Genomic DNA, 17,244 nt, shown 5'->3' with positions numbered 1-17,244 from the left:
CGATCCCGCGCCCCCGACGACCTCGCGTCGTCGGGGGCGCGTGGCGTTTCCGGCCCTTTTCTCAGGGGTTCGCCAACTTCGGCACCCCGCGCGCGAGGTGGCGGAACTCACCCGTTCCGCCGAACCGGGTGGAATCATTTGCCGAACACGGGCCGACCCCCTTCTCACCGGCCGAGGGTCACCCGGTAGCGCGGGAGCCACCGTTCGGGTCAATGGCGGCGAGCGCCGCGACGGCGTGCTCGGCGGCGGTCGGGCAGGTGTCGACCACGAACCGGTCGACCGCCTCGCGCGGCACCTCCTGCCCGGCCGGGGCGCGCAGCCGCCCGTACTCCTTTTCGGCCCCCGGCCGCTCCAGCGCGAACTGCAGCGCCTCGGGCGCGGCGACGTCCACGGTGAGCAGGCAGAACGGGCCTGCCAGGCTGAACCCGATGCTCTCGACGGCGTGGTACCGCCCCCCGAGCACGAACCGCCGGTGGTACCCCTGCGCGCCCCCCTCACCGCCCCAGTAGGCGCTGAAGGCGTCGGCCTGCCCGTCCTCGGGCGCCAGCGGCTCCACCCGGAACGACTCGGGCCGGTCCGCCGGGTTGTCGTCCGATCCGGCGGCGGGCTCGGAGGCGTACAGCGCGCAGCCGGTGGTCTCGTCCGAGAGCGGCTCGCCGATCGGCTCGGCCACCGCCATGCCCAGGTCGGCGACGATGCCGGTGAGCTGCGAGCAGTCCCCGCTGAACGGCATGGCCCGGCTGCCCCTGACGAGCTGGTCGTACCCGACGACGGCGTCGGGGAGGCCGGGCGCGGGGTTGCCCGGCGCGTCCCCCGGCGGGGTGGTGTCACCGGTGCAGGCGGCGGCCAGCAGGAGCGCCAGCGCGGCGGAGGTCGAGCGCGCGATCCTTTTCACCCGCAGGAGTGTCCCCCACGTGTCGCGGGTCACCGCGAGCCGGGCAGGGCCCCACCAACTCAGCCTCACCCCCTCAGCCTCACCCCTCGGCCGACAACCCCGCGTCCCTGGCCAGCAGCGCCGCCTGCACCCGGTTCGTCAGCCCGAGCTTGGCCAGCAGCCTGCTCACGTACGTCTTCACCGTCGCCTCGCTCATGTGCAGCCGCTGCCCCACGTCCGCGTTCGACATCCCGAGCCCCAGCAGCTCCAGCACCTCCACCTCGCGGTCGGTCAGCCGCTGGACCTGGCGCACGGCCTCCTGCCTGCGCGGTTGCCCCACCTGGGCGACCATGCCGACCACCCGGCTGGTCACCATCGGCGACAGGTACGCCTCCCCCGCGTGCACCGCCCGGACCGCGCGCAGCAGCTCCTCCGGCGCCGAGTCCTTGAGCAGGAACCCCGCCGCCCCCTCGGACAGCGCCCGCACGATGTTGTCGTCCTCGCCGAACGTGGTCAGCACCACCACCCGCGTGGACGGCGCGACGGACTTCAGCTCCCGCGCCGCCGCCAGCCCGTCCAGCCGGGGCATCCGGATGTCCAGCACGGCCACGTCGACGCGGCGCTCGGTGGCCACCCGGACCGCCTCGCGCCCGTCGCCCACCTCGTCCACCAGCTCGATGTCCTCGGCCGTGCCGAGGATGGCCTTGATGCCCGCGCGCATCAGCGGTTCGTCGTCGGCGATCAGTACCCGGATCAACGCTCACTCTTCCCGGAGGTGGGTGTTCTTCTCCACGACCTCGCCGCCCGCGAAGCAGAACCGGAACACCCTGGTCCCGTGCGACGAGTATGTCTGGACGTCGGCGGCGAAGTAGAGGCACCTCGCCCCGGCCGGCTCGGGGGGAGCGCCGAGCTTCAGGTCGCCGATCGGCGGGTCGAGGCCGAGCGGCAGGACCGCCACGGCCTCCGACTCGGACTGGCCGACCGCGACCGACGCGTAGAGCTCGTCGCTGGCGACCCTGGTCACCGGCCGGGTGCCGAGCCAGGCGATGCCCGCCACCAGCGCGACGACCACCAGCCCGGCCAGCACGATCGACCCGACCCCGGCCCACTGGCGCGGGCGCCCGAAGCCACCGCGACCCGCGCCCACGTCCTCCTGCGGCTCGTCGGGGAAGTCGAGCGGCTCGTCGCCGGGCGCCCCGGTGTCCTCGTAGGGCAGCACGGCGGCGATCCGGAACCCGCCGGTGACCAGCTCGCCCACGTGCAGCAGCCCGCCCGCGAGCCGCACCCGCTCGCCCAGCCCGATCAGCCCGAACCCCGAGGACCCCGCCTTCGCCCTGGCCTGCGCCGGGTTGTTGCGCACCTCGACGACCAGCGCGTCCGGGTCGTACCGCACCGCCACCTGCACGGCCGCGCCCGGCGCGTGCTTGGACGCGTTCGTCAGCCCCTCCTGCACTATCCGGTACGCGGCGTGGCTGACCCGCGCGGGCAGCGGCGTCGGCTGCCCGCCGCGCACCAGGCTGACCCGCATCCCGGCCTGCCGCGCCCCGTCCACCAGCTCGTCCACCGCGTCCACGGTGCGCCGCGCCTGGTCCTCGTCGGGCTCGGCGTCGCGGCGCAGCACGCCGATGACCCCGCGCAGCTCCTCCATCGCGGTCAGCGCCGCGCCGCGCAGCACCCCCACCGCCTCGCGCTGCCGCTCCCCCAGTCCGGGGTCCATGGCGAGCGCGCCCGCGTGCACCGAGATGAGGCTGAGCCGGTGACCGAGGCTGTCGTGCATGTCCTGCGCTATCCGGTTGCGCTCGCGCAACCGCACCTGCCGGGTGATCAGCGCCCGCTCCTCGCGGCGCCCGGCCTCGCGCTCCAGCAGCGCGTCGACCAGCGCGTTGCGCTGCGCGACGTACCGGCCGACCAGGAACGGCAGCGCCACCGCCAGCCCGTACACGCTCACCCCGAGGAACACCCCGACCGAGCCGATCAGCGCCAGGTTCGACCCGGTCCAGGCCGCCACGTACGCCACCAGCGCCAGCACCGCGACGGCGAGCGCCCGGTACCACGGGTCGATGCGCCTGCCCGCCGCGTAGGCGACGACGGCGACGACCGCCGACCCGCCGTGGTCGCCCTGGAAGTCGAACGCCACCAGCGCGGTGCCCAGCAGTGCCAGCGCGGGGAACACCAGGCGCAGCTCGTACAGCAGCGCGTAGAACGCCGCGAGCACCAGGGTGCGCACGCCGCCCGCCGGTTCGCCGCCCGCCAGCACGGCGGGCCACACGTCGAGCGCGAGCACGACGAGCAGGCCCAGCGCCTCGCGGCCCGCCCGCAGCGGGGTCAGCGCGCGCAGGCGCCGGGCCAGGTCGCCCTGGAAGCGCCCCCACGCCGCGGGGAGGTCCGGCAGGTGGGGGCGCATCCGGTCGACGAGCGTGCTCACCCCGTCACGGTAGGGCCGGGGGCCCGTCCGCGTCGGCGCTCAATGGTCGCTGGCCGCCGCGACGAAAGTTGACGACGGCGCGGACGCGCGCCGGGCCCGCCAGGCGGTGAACAGCACGCCCGCCACGAGCAGCGCCGCGCTCACCCCCACCATCAGCGTCGACAGCGCCACGATCTCCGGCGACACCCCGCGCTTGCCCGCCTGCGCGTACACGTAGACGGGCAGCGTGGTCGAGCCGACGCCGGTGAGGTAGCTGGAGGTCACCACGTCGTCGAACGAGAGCAGGAACGCGAACGCCGCGCCCGCCCCGACCGCCGGGGCCACCAGCGGCCAGGTGACCGTGCGGAACGCGACCAGCGGCGAGGCGCCCAGGTCGGCCGCCGCCTCCTCCAGCCGCGAGTCCAACCCGGACACCCGCGCCCGCACCACCACGACCACGTAGCTGAGCGTGAACGCGACGTGCGCGATGAGCAGCGCGCCGAACCCGAGCGGGATGCCCGCGAGCTTCACGCAGAACCCGAGCACCGCCACGCCCAGCACCACCTCGGGCACCACCAGCGGCAGGCTCAGCAGCACCGTCCACGCGCCGCGTCCGGGGAACGCCCTGCGCAGCCCGAACGCGGCCAGCGACCCGATCACCGTGGCGATCGCGGCGCTGGTCAGCGCCAGCCGCAGGGTCAGCGCGAGCGCCGACATGACCCGGTCGTCGGCGAACAGCTCGCCGTACCACCTCGTGGACAGGCCGGTGATGCGGCTGAGCGAGCGGGAGTCGTTGAACGAGACCGCCGCCAGCCACAGGATCGGCGCGTACAGGAACGCGAGCACGCCGAACGCCGAGGCGCCCAGCACCCAGGGCCGCCGCCTCACAGCACGTCCTCCCCGCGCTTGCCGCGCAGCGCCAGCACGACGACCACCAGCACCAGCAGCAGCACCGCCATCGCCGACCCGAGCGGCCAGTTGTTGCCGCCCCGGAACTGGTCGTCGATGACGCTGCCGAACGTGGTCTGGTCCACGCCGCCGAGCAGCTTGGGCGTCACGAAGTCGCCCGCCGCGGGCACCAGCACCAGCAGCGAGCCCGCGAGCACGCCGGGCGCCACCCCCGGCAGCACGACCCGCGCGAACGTGGACACCCGGCCGTGGCCGAGGTCGTAGGACGCCTCGACCTGCCGGTGGTCGAACCGCTCGCACGCCACGTACAGCGGCAGCACCATGAACGGCAGGAACCCGTAGGTCAGGCCGAGCACGACCGCGCCGTGGGTGAGCAGGAACCCGCCGTCGCGGCCGAGCCCGACCTGCTCCAGCACCCGGTTGACCAGGCCGTCGCCGTCCAGCAGCGCCTTCCAGGCGTAGATGCGCGCCAGGTAGCTGGACCAGAACGGCACGAGCACCGCCGCGAGCATGGCGGTGCGGAACCGGCCCGCGTGCCGCGCGGTGAACCACGCCAGCGGGAAGCCGAGCACCAGGCACAGCAGCGTGGTGGCGGCGGCGTACGCCAGGGTGCGCCCGAAGATCGGCAGGAACGCCGGGTCGAGCGCGGTCCGGTAGGCGTCGGCCGTCCAGGGCAGGACGGCGCGGGCGATCCCGGTGTCGCGGGTGGCGAAGCTGAACTGCACCACCAGCGCCAGTGGCGCGATGAGGAACAGGCCGAGCCACAGCCCGGTCGGGGTGAGCAGGCCGGTGGCGACCAGCCAGCGGGGAGGGCGCCGCGCCATCAGCCCGTCTTGACCTTGGTCCAGGCGTCGGCGTAGCGGGCTTCGGCCTCGGCCCCGAGGTCCTTGGTGAACGGCAGCTTCGCGAGCTGCTCCTCGGACGGGTAGACCAGCGGGTCGTTCAGCAGCTCCGGCTCGATGAACTCCTTGGCCGCGGCGTTCGGGCTGCCGTAGCGCACCGCGTTGGCGAGCGCCGCGCCGACCTTCGGCTCCAGGATGTAGTTGATGAACGCGTGCGCGTTGGCCGCGTGCGGGGCCTGCTTGGGGATGCACAGCAGGTCCACGTAGGACAGCCCGCCCTCGGTGGGGATGGCGTAGGCGATGTCCTCGTTGGCCTCGCGGGCCTGGAACGCGTCGCCGGAGTAGGACTGGGCGAGCGGGACCTGGCCGGAGGTGAGCGGCTCGATCACGTCGGAGTTGATCTGGCCGATCTTGCGCTTGAGCTCCAGCAGCGCGCTCGCGGCCTGGTCGATCTGGCCCGCGTCGGTGGTGTTCGGGTCGAACCCGAGCTTGAGCAGACCGAGGGCGAGCGCGTCGCGCGCCTCGTCGAGGATGGTGCTGCGGCCCTGCGCGGCGGCCAGGTCGTAGGCGGAGAAGCCGGTGACGGCGTCGCCCAGCTGGGACTTGGAGTACGCAAGGCCCGTGGTGCCCCAGGCCCACGGCACGGAGTACCGGTTGCCCGCGTCGTAGTCGGCCTCGGTGAACCTGGTCTCCAGGTTCTTCAGGTTCGGGATGAGGTCGTGGTCCAGCGGCAGGACCAGGTCCGAGCGCAGGAAGCGGCGCAGGAAGTTGTCGCTGGGCACCACGAGGTCGTAGCCCGCCGCACCGGAGGCGATCTTGGCCTCCAGCTCGTCGTTGGTGCTGAAGTTGTCGTACGTGACCTGGACGCCGGACGCCTCGGTGAACCCGGACAGCGTGTCGTCGGCGATGTAGTCGGTCCAGTTGTAGAAGTTCAGCTTCGGCTCGTCCACCGCGTTGGTGGCCTTGGCCGCCGAGGGCGCGCTGGACGTGGAGCCGCTCGGGGCCTGGCCGACGCCGCACGCGCCGGTGGCGGCGAGCGCGAAGAACGCGCTGGCGCGGAACACGGAACGCCGCGTCACGCGGGCGTTCCCAGGGTCCCAGATGCGGGCGATCCGGAGGTTCTGGTCAGTCATCAGCGCTCTTCTCCAACAGGACGGTGTACTCGGGGTCCCAGGCCATCCGCACGGGTTGCCCCGGCGAGCCCGCGTCGTCGACGCGACGGGTGTTCTGCGCGAACGCGACCAGCTCCCCGCCGCCGGGGACGTCGACCACGTACTGGGTGGACACGCCCGTGTAGACCACGTCGCGCACCACCCCGGTCAACTCGCACCAGCCGCCGGGGGCCTGCTCGTCCACGTCGTACAGGTGCACCTTCTCCGGGCGCACCGTGGCCTCGACGTGCTGCCCGTGCCGGACGTCGCGCTGCAGCGGGGCGCGCAACCGGGTGACGCCGGGCGAGTCGAGCTCGACCCAGGACCCGTCCGCGCCGGACACGGTGGCGCCCAGGATGTTCGAGGTGCCGATGAAGCCCGCGACGAACCGGGTGGCGGGCCGCTCGTAGACGTCCTCGGGGTAGCCGACCTGCTCCAGCTTCCCGGCGTTCATCACCGCGATCCGGTGGGAGAGCACGAGTGCCTCCTCCTGGTCGTGGGTGACGTAGAGGAAGGTGGTGCCGACCTCGCGCTGGATGCGCATCAGCTCGATCTGGAGCTCCTTGCGCAGCACCGCGTCCAGCGCGCCGAGCGGCTCGTCGAGCAGCAGCAGGCGCGGACCGGCGGCGAGCGCGCGGGCGATGGCCACGCGCTGCTGCTGCCCGCCGGACAGCTGGGTGGGGCGGCGCTTGGCGAACCGCGACAGCCGCACCAGCTCCAGGTGCTCGCCCACGACCTTCTTCAGCTCGGCGCCGCGCACGCCCTTGCGCTTGACCCCGTAGGCGACGTTGTCCCACACGCTCATGTGCGGGAACAGCGCGTAGGACTGGAAGACGGTGTTCACGTCGCGGCGGTACGGCGGCACGCCGACCATGTCGACGCCGTCCAGCTCGATGCGGCCCTCGTCCGGGTCGGCGAAGCCCGCGATCATCCGCAGCAGCGTGGTCTTGCCGCAGCCGGAGGGGCCGAGGACGGAGAAGAACTCGCCCTCGTGCACGTTCAGGTCGACGCCGTCCACCGCGACCTGGTCGGAGAACCGCTTCGTCACGCCGTGCAGGCCGACCTCGACCGGGGCGTGCGTGTCGGGCATCCGCGCCTCCGCGGGCTGGAAGCCGGGCTCGGTCAACTGCGCACCTTCCTGCGGGCAGCGCGGAACCTCGTCGGGGTCGTCCGGGAGGTGCCGCCGGGGGTCTGGATCAGCGCGAGCGCGCGGAGAGCAGGGTAGACGGCGCGCGCCGGGGCGCGCACCCCACGTCGCACCTCACGTCCCGCGAGCGCTCGCCGTGTGCGACGATTGCCGGGTTCATCGAGTGTTCGGCAGGAAGGTCGTGCGGCTGTGTCTTCGTCGTCTGAACTGGACCGGCGTCCCGCGGTCGACCCCGTTGAGGAGCCGTCCGCCGAGTGGGGCTGGCACGGCACGTTCCCCAAGGGCATCCTGATCGCGGGCTGGCTGTCGACGCTGGCCGTCTTCTCGCTGCTGATCGGCAACCACCACGGTCGCGTCGAGAACATCTGGGTGATCGGCACCGGCGTGTCGATGGCCGCCGCCCTGGTGTGGTTCCAGGTCCGGGAGAAGAAGACCTCCCGGCGCTGACCCGAGCGGGTCGGGTCCCGCGCCGCGCGGCGGCGCGAGACCACCGACCGCCGCGCCGAGGTCGTGGGTGGGGCTCCGCGGGTCCGCTGTTCTCCCCGAGCCCGCGGACCACCCTCCCGTCACACCGCTCCCCGCGTCACCGCCGGAGCGCTCACTGCTCGCGGTCGACGAGCACCCAGCCGAGCGAGAACTCCACCTGCTGACCGTCGCAGTGCTTCTCGTTCGAGTCGAAGTGCCGGTCCCCCGCCTTGCAGCGGAACAGCTCCTGCGAGGGCTTGTCGGCGGGCGGCTGCTTCTCGTAGACGTAGCCCACGATCCCGTAGACGCGCTGCGTCTCGCACGTCGCCGACAGCGACGTCATCCGACCGGGCGAGTCCTTGACCTGGCACGAGTAGAGCGGCCTGGTGCCCTCCTCCTGCCGGGTGAGCACCAGGCCGAGCGCCTTGTCCGGCGCGTACCCCATCGGCACGTCCAGCATCGACGACCCGGTGTAGCTCCAGTTGTCCTGCCCCTTGAAGCGGGCCAGCGGCACCAGCCTCGGCGGGGCCACGACCGTCGTCGTGGTGGTGGTCGGGGTGCTGCTGCTCGGCGGCGCGGAGCTGGACGGCGCGGTGCTGCTGCTGGGCGGCGCGGACGTGGAGGACACCGGCGACGGCGTGCTCGCCATGGCCCGCTCCCCAGGGTCGTCGTCCGGGATGAGGACGAACGCGGCGGTCAGGGCGAGCACGGCGGCGACCCCGCCGCCCGCCAGTGCGATCTTGCGCACATCCCGCCCGTTGTCCGCCTTGGGGAAGACCACGGTCTCCGCGTCGGCGCTCGCCGCGCGCTGGAGCCCGGCCCGCGCCTGCTGCGCGGTGAACCGGTTCGCGGGCGCCTGCACGAGCAGGCCGAGCACGACCTCGGAGAGCGGTCCGGCCAGGTGGGTGGGCACGGGGCGCTCGTTGAGCACGGCGTGCACGGTGGCGGCGGTGGTGGCGCGCTCGAACGGCGAGCGGCCCTCGACGGCCTCGAACAGGGTCGCGCCGAGCGCCCACATGTCCGACGGCGGCGCGGGCGGCTGGCCCGCGAACAGCTCGGGCGCCATGTAGCCGGGCGAGCCCATGACGCCGCCGTTCGCGGTGAGCCTGGGGTCGTCCATGGCGCGGGCGATGCCGAAGTCGGCGAGCTTGACCTGGCCGTTCGGCAGCACCATGACGTTGCCGGGCTTGACGTCCCGGTGGACGATGCCCGCCGCGTGCGCGGTGTCGAGGGCGTCCAGCACGGCGAGCCCGATCGCGGCGACGCGGTCGGCGGGCAGCGGCATGAGGTCGGCCAGCGTCGGCGCGCTGACCAGCTCCATCACGATGTAGGCGGTGCCCTCCTCGACCACCACGTCGTGCACGGTGACGACCGAGGGCGAGTTGAGCCTGCCCGCGGTGCGCGCCTCGCGCAGCACCCGCTCCCGCTCAGCCGGGGAGGAGGTGCGCAGCTCCTTGAGCGCGACCTGACGACCGATGACGCGGTCCTCGGCGAGCCACACCACCCCCATGCCCCCGCGGCCCAGCTCACGGATGACCTGGTACCTGTCCGCGACCACCTTCACACCCCGGATGGTAACCGGGCACTCCCCGTCACCCGCTCAGGGCAGAATCATGGAGGGGGTCCGCCGGTGAGGGAGAGGGATGAAGGTCGTCTGGTTGCAGAGGGCGCTGTGGGGCGTCTTGGCACTGCTCGTCGCGGCGGGGACGGGGCTGCTGGTCACCGCTCCGAGCGGCGTGCCGTTCACCGCGACCTGGGTGTCCGCGCTGGTCGTCGTGGTGGCGCTCGCGCTGCTGGCGTGGCGGCAGGTGCACGTGCTCAAGGCCGCGCCGATGCCGGAGGGGGCGGTGGCGCGGTCCTGGTGCGCGGGGGTGCTCGGGGTGGTGCCGGTCAGCAGGTTGACCGGCGGGCTCCAGGTGGTGGCCGGGGCCGAGTCGATCCGGGTGCGGTTCCCCGCGGCCGGGAACTCGTACTCGATCCCGGTGGCCGACGTGCGGGGCGTGACGATCGAGCAGCGGCACATCCAGGTCGTGCACAGCGCGCGACGGGTGCCCAGGACCGTGCGGCTGGACATGCGGGCGGGCGACCCGACCCGCGACGCGATCATCGACCTGGCGCACGGCGGGCGCTGACCCGGCCCGGGCGGGCGCGGCAACGGGCGCTGAACGGCCCTGTGCCGTTCCGGATGGCGCCGACCCGCCCCCGAGCCGCCGCGCGGGGTCCGGGCGCGCAGGGCGGCGCTGACGCCGGTTCCGCACCGATCGGGCGAGGCGCGGACGCGCGAACGCCCGGCGCTCGGGGTGAGCGCCGGGCGTCCGGCCGTTCGGGAGGGGCGCCTGGGGGCGGGCTCAGCCCTCGGCCGCGAGCTGCCCGCAGGCCGCCGCGATCTCCTGGCCCCTGGTGTCGCGCACCGTGCACTCGACGCCCTGCTCCTTGACCCGCCGCACGAACTCGCGCTCCACGGGCTTGGGCGAGGCGTCCCACTTCGAGCCGGGCGTGGGGTTGAGCGGGATCAGGTTGACGTGCACCAGCGGCCCGAGGTGCCTGCGCAGCAGCTTGCCGAGCATGTCGGCGCGCCAGCCCTGGTCGTTGATGTCCCTGATCAGCGCGTACTCGATCGACACCCGGCGGCCGGTGCGGTCGGCGTAGCCGCGCGCGGCCTCCATGACCTCGGCGACCTTCCAGCGGGTGTTGACCGGCACGAGCGTGTCGCGCAGCTCGTCGTCCGGGGTGTGCAGCGACACCGCGAGCCTGACCTGGAGGTTCTCCTCGGTGAGCTTGCGGATCGCCGGGACGAGGCCGACCGTGGACACGGTGACCGAGCGCTGCGAGATGCCCAGGCCCGCCGGGGCCGGGTCGCAGATGCGGTGCACGGCCTCGATGACCCGCTTGTAGTTGGCCAGCGGCTCGCCCATGCCCATGAAGACGATGTTCGAGAGCCTGCCGGGACCGCCGGGGAGCAGGCCGTCGCGCATGGCCGCCGCCCCGCGCCGGACCTGGTCGACGATCTCGGCGGTGGACAGGTTGCGCTGGAGCCCGCCCTGGCCGGTGGCGCAGAACGGGCAGGCCATGCCGCAGCCCGCCTGGCTGGAGATGCACAGGGTCGCCCGGTCGGGGTAGCGCATGAGCACGCTCTCCACCAGCGTCCCGTCGTGGGCGCGCAGCAGCGTCTTGCGGGTGGTCCCCGCGTCGGCCTCCACGCTGCGGACCTCGGTCCACAGCGGCGGCATGAGGTCGCCGACCAGCTTCTCCCTGGCCGTGGCCGGGATGTCGGTCATGGCGTCCGGGTCGACGGTGAGCCTGCCGAAGTAGTGGTTCGACAGCTGGTTGGCCCGGAAGGGCTTCTCGCCCAGCGAGACCACGGCCTCGCGCCGCTGCTCGGCGGTGAGGTCGGCGAGGTGGCGCGGCGGCAGCCCGCGCTTGGGCGCGTCGAAGACGAGGGGGAGGGCAGTCATAGCCCATCCAGTGTCGCACGACCCGTCGCACTATCGGGCGTTGCATCGCGATAGCTTCCGATATATCGTCGATAGCGTCTTACCGATACACACCCGATGAGGAGATCGACATGAGCGCGGACAACGAGCGGTTCGGCGGACGGGAGCACGGCGGGCGCGGGCCGGGCGGCCACGGCGGGCGCGGTGGGCGCGGGCCGGGGCACGGCCGGGGTCGCGGGGAGCACGGGCACGGCGGTCCCGGTCACGGCCCCGGCGGGTTCGGCTTCGGCTTCGGCGACTTCGACGCCCACCCCGGCAGGCCGGACTTCGGCCACCCGGCCTTCGGCGACGACGAGCACCGCGGCGGCTTCGGCTTCGGCCCCGACATGGGGCGCGGCAGGCCGGGGCACTTCGGCCGGGGCGGCTTCCCCGGAATGCCCCCGATGCCCCCGATGCCGCCGGGGCCGCCGGACTTCTTCGGCGGTCACCGGCGCGGTGGCAGGCAGCGGCGCGGCAACGTGCGCGCGGCCGTCATCGCCCTGCTGGCCGAGCGGCCCATGCACGGCTACGAGATGATCCAGGAGATCGGCCAGCGCACCGACGGCCTGTGGCGGCCCAGCCCCGGCTCGGTCTACCCGACCCTGCAGCTGCTGGCCGACGAGGGCCTGGTCGTGGCGGCCGAGGAGCAGGGCGGCAAGAAGCTGTTCCAGCTCACCGAGAGCGGTCGGGCCGAGGCGGAGTCCGCCGAGGGCGTGCCGCCGTGGGAGCAGGTCACCGAGGGCGTCGACCAGGGCGAGGCGAAGCTGCGCGAGGCGGCCAAGCAGGTCGGCGCGGCCATGATGCAGATGGTGCACGCGGGCACCGAGGACCAGCAGCGGCGGGCCGCCGAACTGCTGGACGAGACCCGCCGCAAGCTCTACGCCATCCTCGGCGAGAGCCCGGAGGAGGACTGATCGGACGGCGGCGGGGGCCGGGCTCGTGGTGAGCCCGGCCCCCGCCGCCGTCCCGGTCACCGGGGCCGGGTCACCAGCGGTCGTGGACCACCGGGCGCACCAGCTCGTCGTAGACCGCGCGGACCTCGTCGTGGCTGGTCAGCGGCGCGAGCGCGGCGGCTGCGGCGTTCGCGCGGGCCTGCTCGGGGTTGCGCGCGCCGGGGATCACGGTGGTCACCTGCGGCTGGTCCAGGATCCAGCGCAGCGCGAACTGCGCCATGCTCGCCTCCCCCGGCACGAGCGGGCGCAACCGCTCCACGGCGGCGAGCCCGGTGTCGTAGGGCACGCCGGAGAACGTCTCGCCGACGTCGAACGCCTCACCGGCCCGGTTGTAGTTCCGGTGGTCGTCGGCGCCGAACGAGGTGTCGGCGGTGTACCGGCCGGACAGCAGGCCGGACGCCAGCGGCACGCGGGCGATGATCGCGACCCCGGCCTCGGCGGCGGCGGGCAGCACGCGCTCCAGGGGCTTGTGCCGCAGCGCGTTCAGGATGATCTGGACGCTGGCCACGCCGGGCCGCGCGATCGCGGTCAGCGCCTCCTGCGCGGTCTCGACGCTGACGCCGTACGCGCCGATCCGCCCGGACTCGACCATCGAGTCGAGCGCGTCGAACACCTCGTCGGCCGAGTAGACCGGCGTCGGCGGGCAGTGCAGCTGGACCAGGTCGATCGTGTCGACGCCGAGGTTGCGGCGCGACCGGTCGTTCCAGGCCAGGAAGTTCTCCCCGGTGTAGTTCTCCGGGACCTGGTCGACCCGGCGCCCCATCTTGGTGGCGACGGTGATCCCCTCGCCGCCGCGCTCCTCAAGGAACCGGCCGACCAGGCTCTCGCTGCGGCCGTCGCCGTAGACGTCGGCGGTGTCGAAGAAGTTCACCCCGGCGTCGGCGGCGGCGTGCAGCACGGCCAGCGCGTCCGCCTCGTCGACCTGGCCCCAGTCGGCGCCGAGCTGCCAGCAGCCCAGCCCGACGACCCCGAACGAGCGTCCCAACCTGCGTGCTTCGCGGTTCTCCACCCGACCGATTTTAGGGAAGCAGCAGACCGGACGGCTTGGTGCGGGTGTGCAGCCGGTACCCGACCGGGAGCTCCAGGCCGGGCGTGGCGGCGATGGCCCGCTCGGCGACGGCGGCGGAGAACTCGATGCGCAGCACCGCCTCCAGGTCCGCGCGCCGCTCGAACCGCCACAGCGCGGTGACCCGGCGCAGCGCGAACCCCTGCTCCTCGAAGAACCGCCGCACCACCTCGGGGCGGTACCCCGGCTCGTCCGAGCACAGCCACGGCCCGTACGGCTCGGCCTCGCCGTCCAGGTCGACCACGGCGAGCACCCCGCCGGGCCGCAGGACCCGGTCGGCCTCGGCCAGACCCGGTTCGCAGCCGGGGCCGAAGAAGTAGGCGGTGCGGGCGTGCACGAGGTCGGCGGACGCGTCGGGCAGCGGCAACCGCTGCGCCGGACCCCGCAGCACGGACACCCCGGCGAGCCCGGCGACCCGCTCGCGGGCCCGCGCGACCAGCGGCGGGTGCGGCTCGACCCCGGTCACCGACGCCGCGTCGGCCGCGAAGCGCGGCAGGTGGAACCCGTCGCCGCAGCCGACGTCCACGACCTCCTTGCCGCCCCAGTCGAACGCCTCGCGCAGCGCCGCCCACAGCACCCCGTCGGCGTCCTGCGCGCGGTTCTCGACCTCGTACACGGCGGGCCAGTGCCAGATGTTCGGGCTCGGCACGACCTCCCCCGCAGGCCGGACCGCCGCCAGAGCCGCGCGCACGAATCCCTTCACGTGAAGAATGTAGAGCCGTAGCGTTGCCCGGACCTAGGGGAGGTTCGCCGTGGCCATCGTCCCGAATTCACCCGCGCTCGCGGAACTGCTGCCTGGCGCGCCCGTGTGGGTGCAACTGCCGGTGTCGGACCCGGAAGCGACGCGGGACTTCTACACCGGCCTGTTCGGCTGGGACTACGTCGAGGACGGCGCCGGAGGGGTCGCCCTGATCGGCGAGCTGCCGGTCGCCGGGTTCTGGCCCGCCGACGAGCACGGGGCCTGGACCGTCTACCTGGGCACGCCGCACGCCCGCGCCACCGCCGAGAAGGCGCAGGCGCTCGGCGGGCTCGTGGTCAGGGAGGCGACCGAGACCAGCACGCTGATCGCCGACCCGACCGGCGCCGTGGTCGGGTTCCGCCGGGTGCCGGAGGACTGGTTGTTCGGCACCAGCGGGCACGGCATGTACGCGTGGGCCGAGCTGAACACCCGCGACGGCGAGGCCGCGGACGGGTTCTTCCGCGAGCTGTGCGGGTACGAGGTGACCCAGATCGGCGACGGGCTGACCCTGGACTACACGCTGTGGTCCACCGAGGGGAAGACCCTGCTGGGCAGGCAGCGGATGGGGAGCGCCTTCCCGCTGAGCACGCCCGCGCACTGGTCGGTGCACTTCACCGCGTCGCCCGAGGTGGGCGCGGACTCGGTGGCGGCGCGGGTGCTGGAGCTGGGCGGGAGCGTGTCGGTGGAGCCGTACGACTCGCCGCAGGGCCGAGTCACCGTGGTGGCCGACCACGCGGGCTCGGTGTTCACCGTGATCGACCCGTCCCGCGCGACGCCGCTCGCCGACGGCGACTACGGGGCCGAGGTGGACGACCCGTACGACGACTGAAGGTCCCCTGAGAACGACCGAGGCCGGGGTGCGTTCGCCCCCCGGCCTTGAGTCGTGCGCTCGATCCGCCCGTCAGGGCACGAACAGCTGCAGCATCATCGAGCCCGCCACCGCCGAGGGCAGCAGCGAGTCCATGCGGTCCATCAGCCCGCCGTGGCCGGGCAGCAGGTCGCCCATGTCCTTGATGCCGAGGTCGCGCTTGATCAGCGACTCGATCAGGTCACCGGTGGTCGCCGTGACCACGATGGCCGCGCCGAACAGCACGCCGTGCCACCACTGGCCGCCGAGCAGCGTGCCCACGGTCAGGACACCACCCGCCACGCCCGCCACGAGCGACCCGCCGAAGCCCTCCCAGGACTTCTTCGGGCTGATCTTCGGCGCCATCGGGTGCTTGCCGAGCAGGACGCCCGCGACGTAGCCGCCGGTGTCCGACAGCACCACGCCGAGCAGGAAGGCGAGCACCCGGAGGGCGCCGTCCTCCGGGAGCACCAGCACGACCGCGAACGAGGCGAACACCGCCACGTACACCACGGTGAACACCGAGGCGGTGACGTCGCGCAGGTAGCCGTCGGCGCCGTCCTTGAGCCGCCACAGCATGATGGCCAGCGCGGTCACGACGAACGCGGTGAACACGCCGTCGCGCCCGTACGGCCAGGCCAGCCACAGCACCGCCTGCCCGCCCGCGAGCACCGGCACGAGGGAGACGGTGATGCCCGCCCCGCGCTTCAGCGCCCCGGCGAGCTCGAAGGTGGAGACGGCGACGGCGATGGCCACCACGCCGATGAACAGGTGGCGGTCGGTGAACAGCGAGACGCCGACGACCGCCAGCAGGACGAGCGCCACGCCGATGGCCGCGCGCAGGTCACGACCCGCGCGCGACGCCTTGGGCGCCGAACCCTGCTCACCGCTGCCTGCCACCCGAACCCCTGCCGTCACGACCCGTCACCGGCCCAGCGAACCACGATGCCGGCGACCCGGCCGGACGTGCTGATGCGCATCTAGCACTACACCTCGAGGAGTTCGGCTTCCTTGTTCTTCATCGCCTCGTCGACCTGGGCGATGTAGCGGTGCGTGACGTTCTCCAGCTCCTTCTCGCCGCGCGCGCCGTCGTCCTCGCCGACCTCGCCGTCCTTGACCAGGCGGTCGAGCTCCTCCTTGGCCTTGCGGCGGATGTTGCGGATGGACACCTTGGCGTCCTCGCCCTTGCCCTTGGCGACCTTGACCATCTCGCGGCGGCGCTCCTCGGAGAGCTGCGGGAACACCACGCGGATGACGGTGCCGTCGTTCGAGGGGTTCACGCCCAGGTCGGAGTCCCGGATCGCCTTCTCGATGGCGGTCATCGAGCCCTTGTCGAAGGGCTTGACCACGGCCATGCGCGGCTCGGGGACGGCGATGGAGGCCAGCTGGTTGATGGGCGTCATCGAGCCGTAGTACTCGGCGACGATGCGGGAGAACATCGCCGGGGTGGCGCGGCCGGTGCGGACGGTGGCGAGGTCCTCCTTGGAGACCGTCACCGCCTTCTCCATCTTCTCCTCGGCCTCGAGGAGGGTCTCGTCGATCACGTTGACTCCCTTGGTGTGCGCGGTTCGGCTCGAATCCCAGCAGGTCTAGGCGGACTGGCGGGCACCGGGGGTGCTCACCAACGTCCCGATCTTCTCACCGCGCACGGCGCGGGCGATGTTGCCCTCCGTGAGGAGGTTGAACACCATGATCGGGAGGTTGTTGTCCATGCACAGGCTGAAGGCGGTCGCGTCGGCGACGTTCAGGCCGCGCTCCAGGACCTCGCGGTGGGTGATGCTGTCGAACATGCGCGCGTCCGGGGTGGTCCTCGGGTCGGCGGTGTAGATGCCGTCGACGGCCTTCGCCATCAGGACGACCTCGCAGCCGATCTCCAGCGCGCGCTGGGCGGCGGTGGTGTCGGTGGAGAAGTAGGGCATTCCGGCGCCGCCGCCGAAGATGACCACGCGCCCCTTGTCGAGGTGGCGCATGGCGCGGCGCGGGATGTACGACTCGGCGACCTGGCCCATGGTGATGGCGGTCTGCACGCGGGTGTCGATGCCGTGCTCGCGCTCCAGGAAGTCCTGGAGGGCGAGGCAGTTCATGACCGTGCCGAGCATCCCCATGTAGTCGGCGCGGCTGCGGTCCATGCCGCGCTGCTGGAGCTCGGCGCCGCGGAAGAAGTTGCCGCCGCCGATGACGACCGCGACCTGGACCCCGGTCCGGACCACGGCGGCGATCTGGCGGGCGACGGTCTGCACGACGTCCGGGTCGACGCCGACCCCGCCGCCGCCGAACATCTCGCCGCCGAGCTTGAGCATCACCCGGTGGTAGCCACCTGAGGGAGCCGCCTGGTCGAGCACTGCTGCCTGGTCGAGTGCCTGGTCGAGTTCTG

The 17,244-nt window shown here is 73.3% G+C and carries 18 protein-coding genes; 4 read left to right on the top strand and 14 right to left on the bottom strand.

The genetic code is table 11. The features are described from left to right. Positions 1 to 178: 178 nt before the first annotated feature. The 7 genes from LV78_RS09910 to LV78_RS09880 form a co-directional block, all read right to left on the bottom strand. Positions 179 to 895, bottom strand: a complete 717-nt coding sequence (locus LV78_RS09910; protein WP_253844559.1) for a hypothetical protein — start codon at positions 893 to 895, stop codon at positions 179 to 181. Positions 896 to 974: 79 nt separating this feature from the next. Then, complete coding sequence (locus tag LV78_RS09905; RefSeq protein WP_253844558.1) at positions 975 to 1,631, bottom strand: response regulator; 657 nt, start codon at positions 1,629 to 1,631, stop codon at positions 975 to 977. A 3-nt stretch (positions 1,632 to 1,634) separates the two neighbouring features. After that, a complete protein-coding gene (locus tag LV78_RS09900) occupies positions 1,635 to 3,299 on the bottom strand; it encodes a sensor histidine kinase (protein ID WP_253844557.1) in 1,665 nt (554 codons plus the stop codon). A gap of 39 nt (positions 3,300 to 3,338) precedes the next feature. Then, on the bottom strand, positions 3,339 to 4,166 hold the full coding sequence (locus LV78_RS09895) for an ABC transporter permease (RefSeq protein ID WP_253844556.1): 828 nt from the start codon (positions 4,164 to 4,166) through the stop codon (positions 3,339 to 3,341). Beyond that, on the bottom strand, positions 4,163 to 5,011 hold the full coding sequence (locus LV78_RS09890; protein WP_253844555.1) for an ABC transporter permease: 849 nt from the start codon (positions 5,009 to 5,011) through the stop codon (positions 4,163 to 4,165). Before LV78_RS09890 ends, LV78_RS09895 begins: the two co-directional genes overlap by 4 nt. Beyond that, positions 5,011 to 6,162, bottom strand: coding sequence for a polyamine ABC transporter substrate-binding protein (locus tag LV78_RS09885; RefSeq protein WP_253844554.1), 1,152 nt, complete (start codon positions 6,160 to 6,162; stop codon positions 5,011 to 5,013). The genes LV78_RS09890 and LV78_RS09885 overlap by 1 nt, the downstream gene beginning before the upstream one ends. Next, positions 6,155 to 7,270 (bottom strand): ABC transporter ATP-binding protein, encoded by a 1,116-nt coding sequence (locus tag LV78_RS09880; protein ID WP_372494857.1) that lies wholly within the window; start codon positions 7,268 to 7,270, stop codon positions 6,155 to 6,157. The genes LV78_RS09885 and LV78_RS09880 overlap by 8 nt, the downstream gene beginning before the upstream one ends. A 246-nt stretch (positions 7,271 to 7,516) precedes the next feature. On the opposite strand from LV78_RS09880, the gene LV78_RS09875 reads away from it, so the two are divergent. Further along, complete coding sequence (locus LV78_RS09875) at positions 7,517 to 7,774, top strand: DUF2631 domain-containing protein (RefSeq protein WP_253844552.1); 258 nt, start codon at positions 7,517 to 7,519, stop codon at positions 7,772 to 7,774. Positions 7,775 to 7,925: 151 nt separating this feature from the next. On the opposite strand, the gene LV78_RS09870 is transcribed toward LV78_RS09875, so the two are convergent. After that, on the bottom strand, positions 7,926 to 9,356 hold the full coding sequence (locus LV78_RS09870; RefSeq protein ID WP_308208693.1) for a serine/threonine-protein kinase: 1,431 nt from the start codon (positions 9,354 to 9,356) through the stop codon (positions 7,926 to 7,928). Between the two features lie 79 nt (positions 9,357 to 9,435). Here LV78_RS09870 and LV78_RS09865 point away from each other — a divergent pair, with 79 nt between their 5' ends. Next, positions 9,436 to 9,924: a hypothetical protein gene (locus tag LV78_RS09865; RefSeq protein ID WP_253844551.1), complete on the top strand. Its 489-nt coding sequence runs from the start codon at positions 9,436 to 9,438 to the stop codon at positions 9,922 to 9,924. Positions 9,925 to 10,140: 216 nt separating this feature from the next. Here the strand turns inward: LV78_RS09865 and rlmN are convergent, their stop codons facing one another. Continuing rightward, complete coding sequence (gene rlmN, locus LV78_RS09860; protein ID WP_253844550.1) at positions 10,141 to 11,247, bottom strand: dual-specificity RNA methyltransferase RlmN; 1,107 nt, start codon at positions 11,245 to 11,247, stop codon at positions 10,141 to 10,143. Positions 11,248 to 11,357: 110 nt separating this feature from the next. Here rlmN and LV78_RS09855 point away from each other — a divergent pair, with 110 nt between their 5' ends. Beyond that, positions 11,358 to 12,179 (top strand): PadR family transcriptional regulator, encoded by an 822-nt coding sequence (locus LV78_RS09855; RefSeq protein WP_253844549.1) that lies wholly within the window; start codon positions 11,358 to 11,360, stop codon positions 12,177 to 12,179. A 70-nt stretch (positions 12,180 to 12,249) separates the two neighbouring features. Here LV78_RS09855 and LV78_RS09850 read toward each other — a convergent pair whose 3' ends face one another. Both LV78_RS09850 and LV78_RS09845 read right to left on the bottom strand, forming a co-directional pair. Next, entirely contained in the window at positions 12,250 to 13,227 is a 978-nt protein-coding gene (locus LV78_RS09850) for an aldo/keto reductase (protein WP_253844548.1), read from the bottom strand. A gap of 10 nt (positions 13,228 to 13,237) precedes the next feature. Beyond that, the gene (locus tag LV78_RS09845) at positions 13,238 to 13,987 is read right to left on the bottom strand and encodes a class I SAM-dependent methyltransferase (protein ID WP_253844547.1); all 750 of its coding nucleotides are present in this window, start codon (positions 13,985 to 13,987) and stop codon (positions 13,238 to 13,240) included. Positions 13,988 to 14,036: 49 nt separating this feature from the next. Between LV78_RS09845 and LV78_RS09840 the strand changes: the two genes are divergently transcribed. Further along, the gene (locus tag LV78_RS09840) at positions 14,037 to 14,852 is read left to right on the top strand and encodes a VOC family protein (RefSeq protein WP_253844546.1); all 816 of its coding nucleotides are present in this window, start codon (positions 14,037 to 14,039) and stop codon (positions 14,850 to 14,852) included. Positions 14,853 to 14,924: 72 nt separating this feature from the next. Here LV78_RS09840 and LV78_RS09835 read toward each other — a convergent pair whose 3' ends face one another. The 3 genes from LV78_RS09835 to pyrH form a co-directional block, all read right to left on the bottom strand. Further along, a complete protein-coding gene (locus LV78_RS09835; RefSeq protein ID WP_253844545.1) occupies positions 14,925 to 15,770 on the bottom strand; it encodes a phosphatidate cytidylyltransferase in 846 nt (281 codons plus the stop codon). An 86-nt stretch (positions 15,771 to 15,856) separates the two neighbouring features. Next, entirely contained in the window at positions 15,857 to 16,414 is a 558-nt protein-coding gene (gene frr, locus LV78_RS09830) for a ribosome recycling factor (protein WP_015804602.1), read from the bottom strand. A gap of 45 nt (positions 16,415 to 16,459) precedes the next feature. Continuing rightward, positions 16,460 to 17,170 carry a UMP kinase gene (gene pyrH, locus LV78_RS09825; RefSeq protein WP_049797202.1) on the bottom strand — a complete coding sequence of 237 codons (711 nt, stop codon included), beginning with the start codon at positions 17,168 to 17,170 and terminating at the stop codon, positions 16,460 to 16,462. Positions 17,171 to 17,244 lie beyond the last annotated feature (74 nt).

Source organism: Actinosynnema pretiosum (genome assembly GCF_024171695.1).
GTDB lineage: Bacteria > Actinomycetota > Actinomycetes > Mycobacteriales > Pseudonocardiaceae > Actinosynnema > Actinosynnema pretiosum.
Note: the sequence above shows the minus strand (reverse complement) of the source record. Positions and strands in the feature narration are given on the sequence as shown.